The organism is Stenotrophomonas maltophilia group sp. Smal17 (assembly GCF_030237045.1).
In the GTDB taxonomy this organism is placed as follows: Bacteria; Pseudomonadota; Gammaproteobacteria; order Xanthomonadales; family Xanthomonadaceae; genus Stenotrophomonas; species Stenotrophomonas forensis.
This window is the reverse complement of record NZ_JASJSU010000088.1, coordinates 1-16,734: the sequence shown is the minus strand read 5'-3', so window position 1 is coordinate 16,734 and position 16,734 is coordinate 1. Positions and strand designations below refer to the sequence as shown.

The window sequence follows — 16,734 nt, the reverse complement described above, 5'->3', positions numbered from 1 at the left end:
ACAACGCTGGCCTGCTGCTGCGCGGCACCAAGCGTGACGACGTCGAGCGTGGCCAGGTCCTGGCCAAGCCGGGTTCGATCAAGCCGCACACCAAGTTCGAAGGCGAAGTGTACGTCCTGTCGAAGGATGAAGGCGGCCGCCACACCCCGTTCTTCAACGGCTACCGTCCGCAGTTCTACTTCCGTACCACCGACATCACCGGCGCAGCTGCACTGCCGGAAGGCGTCGAAATGGTGATGCCGGGTGACAACGTCAAGATGGTCGTCACCCTGATCAACCCGGTGGCAATGGACGAAGGCCTGCGCTTCGCCATTCGCGAAGGCGGTCGTACCGTCGGCGCCGGCGTGGTCTCGAAGATCATCGAGTAAGCCTGCAGTACCGGTGGTTGCATAGCGCCGCCGGTTACGCGAATGGCGGGCCGGGAACCTCGGTCCGCCTTCGCCGTCTAAGGGAAGGCAAGTTTTAAACGTACGCCAGTAGCTCAATTGGCAGAGCAGCGGTCTCCAAAACCGCAGGTTGGGGGTTCGAGTCCCTCCTGGCGTGCCATCTGCCCACCTTATCCAGCGGCCTGGGCCGCTAAAGCAGACACAGCCGGATGAATAGCAAGATCGAACACTCCAAGGACAACTCCGCCCACGGTGGAGATATCGTCAAGTATGTCGCCGCATCGCTGCTGGTGCTGGCCGGTCTGTTCGTCTGGTTCTGGTTCTCCGCCGACTCCGGTCGCGCAGCCCAGCTGGGTGCGTGGGCGGGTCAGCTGCGTGCGTTGGCGGTCGTGGTCGGTCTGGTTGGCGGTATCGGCGTGTTCATGCTGACCGGCAAGGGGCGCGACACCCGCGAATTCCTCTCCGAGTCGCGCTTCGAACTGCGCAAGGTGGTCTGGCCGACGCGCCAGGAAGCCATCCGCATGACGTGGGTCGTGATCGTCGTGGTGCTCATCCTCAGCCTGCTGCTGGGTGGCTTCGACTTCCTGATCCAGAAACTGACTCAGTGGTTCCTGAGCCGCTAAGGAGAATTGCATGAAGCGTTGGTACGTCGTTCACGCCTATTCGGGCTTCGAGAAGTCGGTGGCGCAGGCTCTGCGCGATCGCATCGTCCGTGACGGCATGGAAGAGCGCTTCGGCGACGTCCTGGTCCCGACCGAAGAAGTGGTCGAGATGCGCGCTGGCCAGAAGCGCCGTTCCGAGCGCAAGTTCTTCCCGGGTTACGTGCTGGTCCAGATCGAGACCCACGAAGAAGCCGGTATTCCGCGCATCGACAACGAAAGCTGGCACCTGGTCAAGGAGACCCCGCGCGTGATGGGCTTCATCGGCGGTACCGCCGATCGTCCGCTGCCGATCGCCGATTCCGAGGCCGAAGCCATCCTGAATCGCGTTCAGGAAGGTGTCGAGAAGCCGCGTCCGAAGGTGCTGTTCGAGCCGGGCCAGATGGTCCGCGTTACCGATGGCCCGTTCAACGATTTCAATGGCGTCGTCGAAGAGGTCAACTACGAGAAGAGCCGTCTGCGCGTCTCGGTGCTGATCTTCGGTCGTGCCACCCCGGTCGAGCTCGAGTTCGGCCAGGTCGAGAAGGCCGTCTGACCTGATATGTAGAGTCGAGCTTGCTCGACTTTCCGTTCAGTCGAGCAAGCTCGACTCTGCAGATGGAAACCGGGCTTGGCCCGGTTTCTTCCGTTTACGTGCCGCTTCAGGCATGTGAAGAAAAAACCTGATATAGTGCGCGGCTCCCCGCTGGGAAGCCAGCAGGACGAGGCCACCGCAAGGTGGCCTTCGGCATGATTTCAAAACGCGATGCCGGGACGCGTGATTCCCGGTCCGATGGGGAGCCTGTTGTCGAAAGGCGCTAGCACCCGGAGAGCACTCACATGGCAAAGAAAGTTGTCGGTTACATCAAGCTGCAGGTGAAGGCCGGTCAGGCCAACCCCTCGCCGCCGGTCGGTCCTGCGCTGGGTCAGCGTGGTCTGAACATCATGGAATTCTGCAAGGCGTTCAACGCTGCCACGCAGAAGCTCGAGCCGGGTCTGCCGGTTCCGGTGATCATCACGGCCTACTCGGACCGTACGTTCACCTTCATCACCAAGAGCACCCCGGCTACCACCCTGCTGAAGAAGGCCGCTGGCATCTCGTCGGGCTCCAAGCGCCCGAACACCGAGAAGGTCGGCAAGGTCACCCGTAAGCAGCTGGAAGAGATCGCCAAGGCGAAGGAACCGGATCTGACTGCCGCCGACCTGGACGCCGCAGTGCGTACCATCGCTGGCTCTGCCCGTTCCATGGGCCTCGTGGTGGAGGGTTAATAAGATGGCACAGACCAAGCGTGAGAAGGCCATCAAGGCCGCCGTCGTTCCGGGCAAGGCATACGCCTTCGAGGACGCGATCAACATCCTGAAGAGCGCCACCAAGGCCAAGTTCGTCGAGTCGATCGACGTTGCCGTGCGCCTGGGCGTCGATGCGAAGAAGTCCGACCAGCAGGTCCGTGGCTCCACCGTGCTGCCGGCCGGTACCGGCAAGTCGGTCCGCGTCGCCGTGTTCGCTCCGGCCGGTGCCAAGGCTGACGAAGCCCTGGCCGCTGGCGCCGAAGCCGTCGGCATGGATGACCTGGCCGAGAAGATGCAGGCCGGCGATCTGAACTACGACGTCGTCATCGCGACCCCGGACGCCATGCGCGTCGTCGGTAAGCTGGGCACCGTGCTGGGCCCGCGCGGCCTGATGCCGAACCCGAAGGTCGGCACCGTTTCCCCGAACCCGGGTGAAGCCGTGAAGAACGCCAAGTCGGGTCAGGTCCGTTACCGCACCGACAAGGCCGGCATCATCCACTGCACCATCGGCAAGGCCGACTTCGCCGAAGACGCGCTGAAGTCGAACCTGACCGCGCTGCTGCTGGACCTGATCAAGGCCAAGCCGGCTACCTCGAAGGGCACCTACCTGCAGAAGGTTTCGGTCAGCTCGACGATGGGCCCGGGCGTCACCGTCGACCAGTCGTCGCTGACCCTGAAGTAATTGTTTGAAGCGGTCACGGTGCCCTGGGTGCCGTGACCGTGACATTTGAAGGCATCGCTGGCAGTGCATCGCCCGCGGTAGCCGTCAAAGACCGCAGGCGCGGTCGTGGCAATACCGGCGACGGGCACGGAAGCTCGATCTGGCAAGGAGTCGCCGCCGGAGCAGTCATGAGCGCTTAATCGATTCCCCGGAATCACCCTGCGTAGATGGTGCCCTTCTGGAGTTTTTCTGGTTCACGCATGTCTGGGATTTCCCTGATTGCCTCCAGGTCTGGAACGGCCCACCCCCCGGAACATCATCCCGATGTTCCCGGCGTCCAGGACGGATGCCGCACAGGACCGCACACGGCAGGAGCCGTAAGCGGAGTTCAATAGGAGGAGTGCAATGGCTCTCAATCTGTCCCAGAAGCAAGAAGTAGTCGCCGAGCTGGCAGACGTCGCCGCCAAGGCCCACTCCTTGATCGCAGCCGAATACGCTGGCACCACGGTCGCCCAGATGACCGCGATGCGCAAGCAGGCTCGTGAAACCGGTGTTTTCTTGAAGGTTGTCAAGAACACCCTGGCTTCGCGCGCCGTTGAAGGCACCGAGTTCGCAGTCGCCCAGGACCAGATGGTTGGTCCGCTGCTGTACGCGTTCTCGCTCGAGGAGCCCGGCGCTGCCGGTCGCCTGATCAAGGAAGCCGCCAAGGGCAACGACAAGCTGAAGGCTAAGGTCGTCGCCATCGGTGGCGAAGTGTTCCCGGCAAGCCACGTCGACGTGCTGGCCTCGCTGCCGACCCGCGATCAGGCCCTGGCCATGCTGGCCCGCGTCCTGACCGAGCCGGTCACGATGTTTGCCCGCGCCATCAAGGCCGTTGGCGAGAAGCAGGGTGGTGGCGATGTCGCCGCCGACGCTGCCGAGCCGGCCGCCGAGACCGCCTGAGTTTCGACTTACCGTGGTTCCTGACGGAACCTCAACCCAGAAAATCATCCAAAGGTATTAATCATGTCCCTTACCAACGAACAGATCGTCGACGCCATCGCCGAGAAGTCCCTGATGGAAGTGATGGAGCTGGTCAAGGCCATCGAAGAAAAGTTCGGCGTCTCCGCCGCCGCTCCGGTTGCCGTGGCTGCTGCCGCTGGCCCGGCCGCTGCTGTTGAAGAGCAGACCGAGTTCGTCGTCACCCTGAAGTCGGCCGGCGACAAGAAGGTCGAAGTCATCAAGGCCGTCCGCGCCATCACCGGCCTGGGCCTGAAGGAAGCGAAGGACCTGGCCGAAGCCGGCGGCGTCCTGAAGGACAACGCTTCGAAGGACGAAGCCGAGAAGATGAAGAAGGACCTGGAAGCTGCTGGCGCGACTGTCGAAGTCAAGTAAGCACTTCCTTTGCATCGTCATCGATTCACGGCGATGCAGCCAAGGCTGGGGGCGTAAGCCCCCGGCCTTTGGTCGTTTCATGCAATACCGGTTGTAACTGCGGCAAAAAGCCCAACACGGGCTGCGGTCAGACCCCGGCAGGCCAGCGCACGGCGCGGCAGCGGGGAGTGGTAGCAGACGAGTTGGCAGTTGGAAGTAGCGGGAGAAGGCGTGCTGGTGCCGGCAATACCAGCGACTTCCAACTGACAATTTCAAGTTCCCTTCAGGGTCGTGGACGCACGGCCCGCACAACAAGGTGGAAGACCTCATGACGTCCTATTCGTTCACCGAAAAAAAGCGTATCCGCAAGGATTTCGGCAAGCAGCGCTCGATCCTCGAAGTGCCGTTCCTGCTCGCCATCCAGGTGGATTCCTATCGTGAATTCCTGCAGGAAAACGTCGATCCGGCCAAGCGCACGGACCACGGCCTGCACGCTGCGCTGAAGTCGGTCTTCCCGATCGCCAGCTACAGCGGCAATGCCGCCCTGGAATACGTCGGCTACAAGCTGGGCGAACCGGTGTTCGACGAGCGCGAGTGCCGCCAGCGTGGCATGAGCTACGGCGCCCCGCTGCGCGTGACCGTGCGCCTGGTGATCTACGACCGTGAGTCGTCGACCAAGGCCATCAAGTACGTGAAGGAGCAGGAGGTCTATCTGGGCGAAATCCCGCTGATGACCGAGAACGGCACCTTCATCGTCAACGGCACCGAGCGCGTCATCGTCTCGCAGCTGCACCGCTCGCCGGGCGTGTTCTTCGACCACGACCGTGGCAAGACCCACAGCTCGGGCAAGCTGCTGTACAGCGCCCGCATCATTCCTTACCGCGGTTCCTGGCTGGACTTCGAGTTCGACCCGAAGGACGCGCTGTTCACCCGTATCGACCGCCGCCGCAAGTTGCCGGTGTCGATCCTGCTGCGCGCGCTTGGCTACAGCAACGAAGAGATGCTGGCCGAGTTCTTCGAGATCAACACCTTCCACATCAACCCGGATGAAGGCGTCCAGCTGGAGCTGGTGCCCGAGCGCCTGCGTGGCGAAACCCTGGGCTTCGACCTCGCCGACGGCGACAAGGTCATCGTGGAAGCCGGCAAGCGCATCACCGCGCGCCACATCAAGCAGCTGGAAGCCTCGGGCATCGCTGCCCTGGCCGTGCCGGACGACTACATCGTCGGCCGCATCCTGTCGCACGACGTGGTCGATGCCTCGACCGGCGAACTGCTGGCCCAGGCCAACGACGAAATCACCGACGAGCAGCTGCAGAGCTTCCGCAAGGCCGGTGTCGATGCCGTGGGCACCCTGTGGGTGAACGACCTGGATCGTGGCCCGTACCTGTCCAACACCCTGCGCATCGACCCGACCAAGACCCAGCTGGAAGCCCTGGTCGAGATCTACCGCATGATGCGTCCGGGCGAGCCGCCGACCAAGGATGCCGCGCAGAACCTGTTCCACAACCTGTTCTTCACCTTCGAGCGCTACGACCTGTCCGCGGTCGGCCGCATGAAGTTCAACCGTCGCGTGGGCCGCAAGGAAACCACCGGCGAAGCCGTGCTGTACGACCGCAAGTACTACGGCGAGCGCAACGACGAAGAGTCCAAGCGCCTGGTCGCCGCCCACGGCGACAGCTCCGACATCCTGGACGTGATCAAGGTCCTGACCGAGATCCGCAACGGCCGCGGCGTGGTCGATGACATCGACCACCTGGGCAACCGTCGCGTGCGTTCGGTCGGCGAAATGGCCGAGAACGTGTTCCGCGTGGGCCTGGTCCGCGTCGAGCGCGCGGTCAAGGAGCGCCTGTCGATGGCCGAGTCCGAAGGCCTGACCCCGCAGGAGCTGATCAACGCCAAGCCGGTCGCCGCTGCCATCAAGGAGTTCTTCGGCTCCTCGCAGCTGTCGCAGTTCATGGACCAGAACAACCCGCTGTCGGAAGTCACGCACAAGCGTCGCGTCTCGGCCCTGGGCCCGGGCGGCCTGACCCGTGAGCGCGCCGGCTTCGAAGTGCGCGACGTGCACCCGACCCATTACGGCCGCGTCTGCACCATCGAAACGCCGGAAGGCCCGAACATCGGCCTGATCAACTCGCTGGCCGTGTACGCCCGCACCAACCAGTACGGTTTCCTCGAGACCCCGTACCGCAAGGTCGTGGACGGCAAGGTCTACGACGAAGTCGAGTTCCTGTCGGCCATCGAAGAAAACGAGTACGTCATTGCGCAGGCCAACGCGCTGACCAATGCCGACAGCGTGCTGACCGAGCAGTTCGTGCCGTGCCGCTTCCAGGGCGAATCGCTGCTGAAGCCGCCGGCGGAAGTCCACTTCATGGACGTCTCGCCGATGCAGACCGTGTCGATCGCGGCCGCGCTGGTTCCGTTCCTGGAGCACGATGACGCGAACCGTGCACTGATGGGCGCCAACATGCAGCGTCAGGCCGTGCCGACCCTGCGTGCGCAGAAGCCGCTGGTCGGTACCGGCATCGAGCGCGCCGTGGCGCGTGACTCCGGTGTGACCGTGAACGCCCGCCGTGGTGGCGAGATCGTGCAGATCGACGCGGCCCGCATCGTGGTCAAGGTCAACGAGGAAGAGATCGTTGGCGCCACCGACGCAGGCGTGGACATCTACAACCTGGTCAAGTACACCCGTTCGAACCAGAACACCTGCATCAACCAGCGTCCGCTGGTCCAGGTGGGTGACGTCATCGCCCGCGGCGACGTGCTGGCCGACGGCCCGTCCACCGACATCGGCGAACTGGCCCTGGGCCAGAACATGCTGATCGCGTTCATGCCGTGGAACGGCTACAACTTCGAAGACTCCATCCTGCTCTCCGAGCGCGTGGTGGAAGAGGATCGCTACACCACGATCCACATCGAAGAACTGACCTGCGTTGCGCGTGATACCAAGCTGGGGCCGGAGGAAATCTCCGCCGACATCCCGAACGTCTCCGAGCAGGCGCTGAACCGCCTGGACGAGAGCGGCGTGGTGTACATCGGTGCCGAAGTCCGCGCCGGCGACATCATGGTCGGCAAGGTCACCCCGAAGGGCGAAAGCCAGCTGACCCCGGAAGAGAAGCTGCTGCGCGCGATCTTCGGCGAGAAGGCTTCGGACGTTAAGGACAGCTCGCTGCGCGTTCCGCCGGGCATGGACGGCACCGTCATCGACGTGCAGGTCTTCACCCGCGACGGCATCGAGAAGGACAAGCGCGCCCGCCAGATCGAAGAGTCTGAAATCAAGCGCGTCAAGAAGGACTTCGACGACCAGTTCCGCATCCTGGAAGCCGCCATCTACATGCGTCTGCGTTCGCAGATCGTGGGCAAGGTGGTCAACGGCGGTGCTGGCCTGAAGAAGGGCGACGTCATCAGCGACGCGTTCCTGGACGGCCTGAAGAAGGCTGACTGGTTCGCGCTGCGCATGAAGGACGAGGACGCCTCGGAAGCCATCGAACGCGCGCAGAAGCAGATCCAGGCGCACGAGAAGGAATTCGAGCGTCGCTTCGCCGACAAGCGCGGCAAGATCACTGCCGGTGACGACCTCGCTCCGGGCGTGCTGAAGATGGTCAAGGTGTTCCTGGCCGTGAAGCGCCGCATCCAGCCGGGCGACAAGATGGCAGGCCGCCACGGCAACAAGGGTGTGGTCTCCAACGTGGTGCCGGTCGAGGACATGCCGTACATGGCCTCGGGCGAAACCGTGGACATCGTGCTGAACCCGCTGGGCGTGCCGTCGCGTATGAACATCGGCCAGATCCTGGAAGTGCACCTGGGCTGGGCCGCCAAGGGGCTGGGCCGCAAGATCCAGGCGATGATGGAAGCCCAGGCGGCCGTTGCCGACCTGCGCAAGTTCCTGGACGACATCTACAACCACGACGACACCAACGTGGCCAACCGTGTCGACCTGTCGCAGTTCAGCGACGAGGAACTGCTGCGCCTGGCCCGCAACCTGACCGACGGCGTGCCGATGGCCACCCCGGTCTTCGACGGCGCCACCGAAGCGGAAATCAAGCGCATGCTGGAACTGGCCGACCTGCCGAGCAGTGGCCAGACCCAGCTGTACGACGGCCGCACCGGTGAAGCCTTCGATCGCCACACCACCGTCGGTTACATGCACTACCTGAAGCTGAACCACCTGGTCGACGACAAGATGCACGCCCGTTCGACCGGTCCGTACTCGCTCGTCACCCAGCAGCCGCTGGGCGGCAAGGCGCAGTTCGGCGGCCAGCGCTTCGGTGAAATGGAAGTCTGGGCGCTGGAAGCCTACGGCGCGGCCTACACCCTGCAGGAAATGCTGACGGTGAAGTCCGATGACGTGCAGGGCCGCAACCAGATGTACAAGAACATCGTCGACGGTGAGCACGAGATGGTCGCGGGCATGCCGGAATCCTTCAACGTGCTCGTGAAGGAAATCCGCTCGCTGGCCATCAACATGGAACTGGAAGACAACTGATCCATGCCGGCGCGGCGGTCCGCCGCCGCGCCGCTGGCAGTCAACTGAAAGCCCATCGACACAGCATTCCTCCTTCTGGAGAACACCATGAAAGACCTGCTCAACCTCTTCAACCAGCAGCGCCAGACGCTGGACTTCGACGCGATCAAGATCGCGCTGGCCTCGCCGGACCTGATCCGTTCGTGGTCCTTCGGCGAAGTGAAGAAGCCGGAAACCATCAACTACCGTACCTTCAAGCCGGAACGTGACGGCCTGTTCTGCGCCGCCATCTTCGGCCCGGTCAAGGACTACGAGTGCCTGTGCGGCAAGTACAAGCGCATGAAGCACCGCGGCGTGGTCTGCGAGAAGTGCGGCACCGAAGTGACCCTGGCCAAGGTGCGCCGCGAGCGCATGGGCCACATCGACCTGGCCTCGCCGGTCGCGCACATCTGGTTCCTGAAGTCGCTGCCGTCGCGCATCGGCCTGATGCTGGACATGACCCTGCGCGACATCGAGCGCGTGCTGTACTTCGAAGCGTACGTGGTGACCGAGCCGGGCCTGACCGCCCTGGAGCGCCGCCAGCTGCTGACCGAAGAGCAGTACCTGCAGGCCCGCCAGGAGCACGGTGACGACTTCGACGCCGCGATGGGCGCCGAGGCCGTGTACGAACTGCTGCGCACGATCGACCTGCAGTCGGAAATGACCCGCCTGCGCGAAGAAATCGCCGCCACCGGTTCGGAAACCAAGCTCAAGCGACTGACCAAGCGCATCAAGCTGATCGAAGCCTTCCTGGAATCGGGCAACCGTCCGGAATGGATGGTCATGACCGTGCTGCCGGTGCTGCCGCCGGACCTGCGTCCGCTGGTTCCGCTGGACGGCGGCCGCTTCGCGACCTCCGACCTGAACGACCTGTACCGCCGCGTCATCAACCGTAACAACCGCCTGCGCCGCCTGCTCGAACTGAGCGCGCCGGACATCATCGTGCGCAATGAAAAGCGCATGCTGCAGGAATCGGTCGATGCGCTGCTGGACAACGGCCGTCGCGGCCGTGCCATCACCGGCACCAACAAGCGCCCGCTGAAGTCGCTGGCCGACATGATCAAGGGCAAGCAGGGCCGCTTCCGCCAGAACCTGCTCGGCAAGCGCGTCGACTACTCGGGCCGTTCGGTCATCGTGGTCGGCCCGTACCTGCGCCTGCACCAGTGCGGCCTGCCGAAGAAGATGGCGCTGGAGCTGTTCAAGCCGTTCGTGTTCGCCAAGCTGCAGCGTCGTGGCCTGGCCACCACCATCAAGGCCGCCAAGAAGCTGGTCGAGCGCGAAGAAGCCGAAGTCTGGGACATCCTGGAAGAGGTCATCCGCGAGCATCCGGTGATGCTGAACCGTGCGCCGACCCTGCACCGCCTGGGCATCCAGGCGTTCGAGCCGGTGCTGATCGAAGGCAAGGCCATCCAGCTGCACCCGCTGGTCTGCACCGCGTTCAACGCCGACTTCGACGGTGACCAGATGGCCGTCCACGTGCCGCTCTCGCTGGAAGCCCAGCTGGAAGCGCGTGCGCTGATGATGTCGACCAACAACATCCTGTCGCCGGCCAACGGCGAGCCGATCATCGTGCCGTCGCAGGACGTCGTGCTGGGTCTGTACTACATGACCCGCTCGCTGGAAAACAAGAAGGGCGAGGGCATGGCCTTCGCCAACATCGCCGAAGTCAAGCGTGCCTACGACAACCGCGTGGTGGAACTGCACGCGCGCGTCAAGGTCCGCATCACCGAGGTGGTGACCGACGAAGACGGCGTGAAGCAGAACAAGACCTCGATCGTGGACACCACGATCGGTCGCGCCCTGCTGGCTGAAATCCTGCCGGAAGGCCTGCCGTTCGCGCTTGCCAACACCGAGCTGACCAAGAAGAACATCAGCCGCCTGATCAACTCCAGCTACCGCCAGCTGGGTCTGAAGGACACGGTCGTGTTCGCCGACAAGCTGATGTACACCGGCTTCGCCTACGCGACCCGCGCCGGCGTGTCGATCGGCATCGACGACATGCTGATCCCGGACGAGAAGAAGGGCATCCTCACCGAGGCCGAAGCCGAAGTGCTGGAAATCCAGGAGCAGTACCAGTCGGGCCTGGTCACCGCCGGCGAGCGCTACAACAAGGTGGTCGACATCTGGTCGCGCACCAACGAGCGCATCGCCAAGGCGATGATGGACACCATCGGTACCGAGAAGGTGGTCAATGCCAAGGGCGAGACCATCGACCAGAAGTCGATGAACTCGCTGTACATCATGGCCGACTCCGGTGCGCGTGGTTCGCAGGCGCAGATCCGTCAGCTGGCCGGCATGCGTGGCCTGATGGCCCGCCCGGACGGCTCGATCATCGAGACGCCCATCAAGGCGAACTTCCGCGAAGGCCTGAACGTGCAGGAGTACTTCAACTCCACCCACGGTGCCCGTAAGGGTCTGGCCGATACCGCGCTGAAGACCGCGAACTCGGGTTACCTGACCCGTCGTCTGGTCGACGTCGCGCAGGACGTGGTGATCACCGAGGTGGATTGCGGTACCACCGAAGGCCTGATCATGACCCCGATCGTGGAAGGCGGCGACGTGGTCGAGCCGCTGAAGGATCGCGTGCTGGGTCGCGTGGTGGCCGAGGACGTGTTCCTGCCGGGCAACGACGAAGATCCGATCGTCACCCGCAACACCCTGCTGGACGAAGCCTGGGTCGCCAAGCTGGAAGACGCCGGCGTGCAGAGCATCAAGGTGCGTTCGACGATCTCGTGCGAATCGGCCTTCGGTGTCTGCGGTCGCTGCTACGGCCGCGATCTGGCCCGCGGCCACCTGGTCAACATCGGTGAAGCGGTCGGCGTCATCGCCGCGCAGTCGATCGGTGAGCCGGGTACCCAGCTGACCATGCGTACGTTCCACATCGGTGGTGCGGCGTCGCGAGCTGCTGCGGTCGACAACATCACCGTCAAGACCACCGGCTCGGTCAAGTTCAGCAACCTCAAGTCGGTCGAGCACGCCAACGGCTCGCTGGTGGCAGTGTCGCGCTCGGGCGAAATCTCGGTGCTCGATGCCCACGGCCGTGAGCGTGAGCGCTACAAGCTGCCGTACGGTGCGACCATCACGTCCAAGGACGGTGATGCGATCAAGGCTGGCCAGACCGTGGCCAACTGGGATCCGCATAACCACCCGATCGTGTCGGAAGTGGCCGGCTTCATCCGCTTCATCGACTTCGTCGACGGCATCACCGTCATCGAGAAGACCGACGAGCTGACCGGCCTCGCTTCGCGCGAAATCACCGATCCGAAGCGTCGTGGTACCCAGGCCAAGGACCTGCGCCCGATCGTGCGCATCGTCGACGCCAAGGGCAACGACCTGTCGATCCCGGGCACCGACCTGCCGGCGCAGTACCTGCTGCCGCCGCGTTCGATCGTCAACCTGCAGGATGGCGCCCCGGTGGGCGTGGGCGACGTCGTCGCCAAGATCCCGCAGGAAGCGTCGAAGACCCGCGACATCACCGGTGGTCTGCCGCGCGTGGCCGACCTGTTCGAAGCGCGCAAGCCGAAGGATCCGGCGGTGCTGGCCGAGCGTTCGGGCATCATCAGCTTCGGCAAGGACACCAAGGGCAAGCAGCGCCTGATCATCAAGGACACCGATGGTTCGGAGCACGAAGAGCTGATCCCGAAGTACCGCCAGGTCATCGTGTTCGAAGGCGAGCATGTCACCAAGGGTGAAACCATCGTGGACGGCGAGCCGAGCCCGCAGGACATCCTGCGTCTGCTGGGTGTCGAACCGCTGGCGGCCTACCTGGTGAAGGAAATCCAGGACGTGTACCGCCTGCAGGGCGTGAAGATCAACGACAAGCACATCGAGGTGATCACCCGCCAGATGCTGCGCAAGGTCGAGATCACCGACCAGGGCAGCAGCAAGTTCCTGAACGGCGAGCAGGTGGAGCGCCAGCGCGTTATCGAGGAGAATGCGCGCCTGTCGACCCGCAACGAGCTGCCGGCGCACTTCGATCCGGTCCTGCTGGGTATCACCAAGGCATCGCTGGCGACCGAGTCGTTCATCTCGGCCGCGTCGTTCCAGGAAACCACCCGCGTGCTGACCGAAGCGGCCGTCCGCGGCACCTCGGACAACCTGCGTGGCCTGAAGGAAAACGTCATCGTCGGTCGCCTGATTCCGGCCGGTACCGGCCTGGCGTACCACAGCAACCGCCGCCGCGGCGCTTCCGGTCTCACCGAGTCGGAAATGCAGACCCTGGCCGGTACCCCGGCCGCGGTCGAGGCGCCGGTGGTTGAAGCCGAAGCTGAACAGGCATCGGGCGAAGAATGAGGTATCCGGTCCGGCCACAAGGCCGGACCACCCCATCGGTCCATCGATGGGATTGGGAAAGGGCAGGGGAGATCGTCCGCGGTCGACCCTGTCAACCTGAACGGGGTACATGGAGGCCCCCCAGTAACGTTCCGGGATCAGGAACGGGCTTGACAGGAGGCGTTTGACTGCTTTCCTGGCAGGTTGCTACAATCGTCTGTCTCAGCAGGCCAAAATTTCGGCCTGCTTTAACATTTCCGCATCTCTGGTCGGATTTTCCGGCCACCAATCAGAAGAACCTACTGATGGCGACGATCAACCAGCTGGTCCGCAAGCCGCGGCAAGCGACCACCTACAAGAGTGCCTCGCCGGCGCTCGACAAGTGCCCGCAGCGCCGTGGCGTCTGCACCCGTGTCTACACCACCACTCCGAAGAAGCCGAACTCGGCTCTGCGCAAGGTTGCCAAGGTCCGCCTGACCAACCAGGAAGAAGTGATTTCCTACATCGGTGGTGAAGGCCACAACCTGCAGGAGCACTCCGTGGTCCTGATCCGCGGCGGTCGCGTCAAGGACCTGCCGGGTGTGCGTTACCACACCGTTCGTGGCTCGCTCGACGCCGCCGGCGTTGCCAAGCGTCGCCAGGCCCGTTCCAAGTACGGCGCCAAGCGTCCGAAGGCATAAGGAGAGAGCACTATGTCGCGTAAGGGTAATACTCCGCAGCGTTCCGTCCTGCCCGATCCGAAGCACGGAAGCGAAACCATCGCCCGCTTCATCAACATGGTCATGCAGAGCGGCAAGAAGTCCGTCGCCGAAAAGATCGTGTACGGCGCCATGGACGTGATCACCGAGAAGAACAGCAGCGCCAACGCCATTGAACTGGTGCAGAAGGCTCTGGACAACGTCGCTCCGGCGGTCGAAGTCAAGTCGCGCCGCGTCGGTGGTGCCACCTACCAGGTGCCGGTCGAAGTGCGTTCGTCGCGCAAGATGGCCCTGGCCATGCGCTGGCTGATCGACTCCGCGCGCAAGCGTGGTGAGAACACCATGCCGAAGAAGCTGGCTGCTGAACTGATCGACGCCTCGGAAAACCGTGGCGGCGCCATCAAGAAGCGCGAAGAAACCCACCGTATGGCCGAAGCCAACAAGGCATTCGCCCACTACCGCTGGTGAGTTTGACGGCCTTGTAAAACAGGCAGGGCAGCACCACTTCGGTGCGTGCTGCCTCGCGGTCCCGGAAGGACTGCGCCAATCCGAAGGCCGCCGAAAGGCGGCGTTCGGCCATCCGAAATCCAAGAAATCTGAGAGGCTCCCGTGGCCCGTTCCACTCCCATCGAGCGTTACCGTAACTTCGGCATCATGGCTCACATCGATGCCGGCAAGACCACCACGTCCGAGCGCATCCTGTTCTACACCGGCAAGAGCCACAAGATCGGTGAAGTGCACGACGGCGCCGCCACCATGGACTGGATGGAGCAGGAGCAGGAGCGTGGCATCACGATCCAGTCCGCTGCCACCACCGCGTTCTGGAAGGGCATGGACAAGTCCCTGCCGGAGCACCGCTTCAACATCATCGACACCCCCGGGCACGTCGACTTCACCATCGAAGTGGAGCGCTCGCTGCGCGTGCTCGACGGTGCCGTCTTCGTCCTGTGTGCCGTCGGTGGCGTGCAGCCGCAGTCGGAAACCGTGTGGCGCCAGGCCAACCGCTACAAGGTGCCGCGCATCGCGTTCGTCAACAAGATGGACCGCACCGGTGCCAACTTCTACAAGGTCCGTGACCAGCTGAAGGCCAAGCTCGGCGCCGTCGCCGTGCCGATGCAGCTGCCGATCGGCGCCGAAGACGGCTTCAAGGGCGTCGTCGACCTGCTGAAGATGAAGGCCATCCATTGGGATGAAGCCTCGCAGGGCATGAAGTTCGAGTACGGCGAAATCCCGGCCGACCTGCAGGAAAAGGCTGAAGAAGCCCGTACCTACATGATCGAAACCGCGGCTGAAGCCAGCGAAGAGCTGATGGAAAAGTACCTGGGCGGCGAAGAGCTGGCCGAGGCTGAAATCATCAACGCGCTGCGCACCCGCACCCTGGCCACCGAAATCGTCCCGATGTACTGCGGTTCGGCGTTCAAGAACAAGGGCGTGCAGGCCATGCTGGACGGCGTGATCCAGCTGCTGCCGTCGCCGGTCGATGTGCCGGACGTGACCGGTACCGACGTGGACGACGAAAACGTCGCCATGACCCGCAAGTCCGACGACAAGGCTCCGTTCTCGTCGCTGGCCTTCAAGATCATCACCGATCCGTTCGTCGGCGCGCTGACCTTCTTCCGTGTCTACTCGGGCACCCTGAACGGTGGTGACACCGTCCTGAACTCGGTGAAGGGCAAGAAGGAGCGCATCGGCCGCATCCTGCAGATGCACTCGAACAACCGCGAAGAAATCAAGGAAGTTCTGGCCGGTGACATCGCCGCTGCCGTGGGCCTGAAGGACACCACCACCGGTGACACCCTGTGCTCGATCGACCAGCCGATCATCCTGGAGCGCATGACGTTCCCGGAGCCGGTGATCTCGATGGCCGTCGAACCGAAGACCAAGTCGGACCAGGAAAAGATGGGCCTGGCCCTGGGTCGCCTGGCGCAGGAAGATCCGTCGTTCCGCGTCAAGACCGACGAAGAATCCGGCCAGACGATCATCTCGGGCATGGGCGAGCTGCACCTGGACATCATCGTCGACCGCCTGAAGCGCGAGTTCAACGTTGAAGCCAACGTCGGCGCGCCGCAGGTTGCGTACCGCGAAACCATCACCCTGGCTGACGTCAAGTCGGACTACAAGCACGCCAAGCAGTCCGGTGGTAAGGGTCAGTACGGTCACGTCGTGATCGAGCTGTCGCCGATCACCGCTGAAGATCGTGCCGATGCCAAGATCGCTCCGCTGATCAAGGACGACTTCCTGTTCATCAACGACATCACCGGCGGCGTGATCCCGAAGGAATTCATTCCGTCGGTCGAAAAGGGCCTGCGCGAAACCATCACCAGCGGCCCGCTGGCTGGCTTCCCGGTCGTGGACGTCAAGGTGAAGCTGGTGTTCGGTTCGTACCACGACGTCGACTCCTCGGAAATGGCGTTCAAGCTGGCTTCGTCGATGGCCTTCAAGCAGGGCTTCGCCAAGGCCAAGCCGGTGCTGCTGGAGCCGATCATGAAGGTCGAGATCGTGACCCCGGAGGATTACCAGGGTGACGTGATGGGCGACGTCAGCCGTCGTCGCGGCGTGCTGCAGGGTTCCGACACCACCGGTGACGGCTCCGCTTCGATCATCAACGCGATGATTCCGCTGGGTGAAATGTTCGGCTACGCCACTGCGCTGCGTTCGCAGACCCAGGGCCGCGCCACCTTCACCATGGAATTCGACCACTACGAGCCGGCGCCGAACAACATCGCCGAAGCCGTCATGAAGAAGGGCTGAGCCTCGCTCAGCCTCTCCTGAAAACCACTTACAAAATCAAGGTATAGAACAATGGCAAAGGGTAAGTTCGAGCGCACCAAGCCGCACGTCAACGTCGGCACCATCGGTCACGTCGACCACGGCAAGACCACGCTGACCGCCGCACTGACCAAGATCGGTGCCGAGCGCTTCGGTGGCGAGTTCA

At 63.4% G+C, this 16,734-nt stretch carries 12 protein-coding genes, 1 tRNA gene and 1 pseudogene; all 14 read left to right on the top strand.

The window, feature by feature from the left end; genetic code table 11:
• Window positions 1-368: pseudogene (locus tag QRO93_RS17760) on the top strand (elongation factor Tu); the annotation flags it as partial.
• Window positions 369-470: 102 nt separating this feature from the next.
• Window positions 471-546: transfer RNA gene (locus tag QRO93_RS17755), tRNA-Trp, on the top strand.
• A 49-nt stretch (window positions 547-595) separates the two neighbouring features.
• Window positions 596-1,009 carry a preprotein translocase subunit SecE gene (gene secE, locus QRO93_RS17750; RefSeq protein WP_004154361.1) on the top strand — a complete coding sequence of 138 codons (414 nt, stop codon included), beginning with the start codon at window positions 596-598 and terminating at the stop codon, window positions 1,007-1,009.
• A 10-nt stretch (window positions 1,010-1,019) separates the two neighbouring features.
• On the top strand, window positions 1,020-1,580 hold the full coding sequence (nusG, locus tag QRO93_RS17745; RefSeq protein WP_004154362.1) for a transcription termination/antitermination protein NusG: 561 nt from the start codon (window positions 1,020-1,022) through the stop codon (window positions 1,578-1,580).
• Between the two features lie 284 nt (window positions 1,581-1,864).
• Entirely contained in the window at window positions 1,865-2,293 is a 429-nt protein-coding gene (gene rplK / locus QRO93_RS17740; protein ID WP_004145248.1) for a 50S ribosomal protein L11, read from the top strand.
• Window positions 2,294-2,297: 4 nt separating this feature from the next.
• On the top strand, window positions 2,298-2,996 hold the full coding sequence (rplA, locus tag QRO93_RS17735) for a 50S ribosomal protein L1 (protein WP_004154350.1): 699 nt from the start codon (window positions 2,298-2,300) through the stop codon (window positions 2,994-2,996).
• 384 nt (window positions 2,997-3,380) lie between these two features.
• Window positions 3,381-3,917: a 50S ribosomal protein L10 gene (gene rplJ, locus QRO93_RS17730; protein WP_005408203.1), complete on the top strand. Its 537-nt coding sequence runs from the start codon at window positions 3,381-3,383 to the stop codon at window positions 3,915-3,917.
• 63 nt (window positions 3,918-3,980) lie between these two features.
• The gene (rplL, locus tag QRO93_RS17725) at window positions 3,981-4,349 is read left to right on the top strand and encodes a 50S ribosomal protein L7/L12 (protein WP_004154353.1); all 369 of its coding nucleotides are present in this window, start codon (window positions 3,981-3,983) and stop codon (window positions 4,347-4,349) included.
• Between the two features lie 307 nt (window positions 4,350-4,656).
• The gene (gene rpoB, locus QRO93_RS17720; protein ID WP_004154354.1) at window positions 4,657-8,811 is read left to right on the top strand and encodes a DNA-directed RNA polymerase subunit beta; all 4,155 of its coding nucleotides are present in this window, start codon (window positions 4,657-4,659) and stop codon (window positions 8,809-8,811) included.
• Between the two features lie 87 nt (window positions 8,812-8,898).
• Window positions 8,899-13,122 carry a DNA-directed RNA polymerase subunit beta' gene (gene rpoC, locus QRO93_RS17715; RefSeq protein WP_004154358.1) on the top strand — a complete coding sequence of 1,408 codons (4,224 nt, stop codon included), beginning with the start codon at window positions 8,899-8,901 and terminating at the stop codon, window positions 13,120-13,122.
• 284 nt (window positions 13,123-13,406) lie between these two features.
• The gene (gene rpsL / locus QRO93_RS17710; protein WP_004145320.1) at window positions 13,407-13,781 is read left to right on the top strand and encodes a 30S ribosomal protein S12; all 375 of its coding nucleotides are present in this window, start codon (window positions 13,407-13,409) and stop codon (window positions 13,779-13,781) included.
• A 12-nt stretch (window positions 13,782-13,793) separates the two neighbouring features.
• A complete protein-coding gene (gene rpsG, locus QRO93_RS17705) occupies window positions 13,794-14,267 on the top strand; it encodes a 30S ribosomal protein S7 (RefSeq protein WP_004145321.1) in 474 nt (157 codons plus the stop codon).
• Between the two features lie 141 nt (window positions 14,268-14,408).
• Complete coding sequence (fusA, locus tag QRO93_RS17700) at window positions 14,409-16,550, top strand: elongation factor G (RefSeq protein WP_004154359.1); 2,142 nt, start codon at window positions 14,409-14,411, stop codon at window positions 16,548-16,550.
• Between the two features lie 51 nt (window positions 16,551-16,601).
• On the top strand, window positions 16,602-16,734 hold a 133-nt coding region (locus QRO93_RS17695), incomplete at its 3' end, for a GTP-binding protein (RefSeq protein WP_241899612.1).

Excerpts from the sequence above, each read along its gene's own strand:
- rplA (WP_004154350.1), top strand. The coding sequence starts at position 2,298 with ATGGCACAGACCAAGCGTGAGAAGGCCATCAAGGCCGCCGTCGTTCCG.
- secE (WP_004154361.1), top strand. The coding sequence starts at position 596 with ATGAATAGCAAGATCGAACACTCCAAGGACAACTCCGCCCACGGTGGA.
- rpsG (WP_004145321.1), top strand. The coding sequence starts at position 13,794 with ATGTCGCGTAAGGGTAATACTCCGCAGCGTTCCGTCCTGCCCGATCCG.
- rplK (WP_004145248.1), top strand. The coding sequence starts at position 1,865 with ATGGCAAAGAAAGTTGTCGGTTACATCAAGCTGCAGGTGAAGGCCGGT.
- rplL (WP_004154353.1), top strand. The coding sequence starts at position 3,981 with ATGTCCCTTACCAACGAACAGATCGTCGACGCCATCGCCGAGAAGTCC.
- rpoB (WP_004154354.1), top strand. The coding sequence starts at position 4,657 with ATGACGTCCTATTCGTTCACCGAAAAAAAGCGTATCCGCAAGGATTTC.
- rplJ (WP_005408203.1), top strand. The coding sequence starts at position 3,381 with ATGGCTCTCAATCTGTCCCAGAAGCAAGAAGTAGTCGCCGAGCTGGCA.
- rpoC (WP_004154358.1), top strand. The coding sequence starts at position 8,899 with ATGAAAGACCTGCTCAACCTCTTCAACCAGCAGCGCCAGACGCTGGAC.
- rpsL (WP_004145320.1), top strand. The coding sequence starts at position 13,407 with ATGGCGACGATCAACCAGCTGGTCCGCAAGCCGCGGCAAGCGACCACC.
- nusG (WP_004154362.1), top strand. The coding sequence starts at position 1,020 with ATGAAGCGTTGGTACGTCGTTCACGCCTATTCGGGCTTCGAGAAGTCG.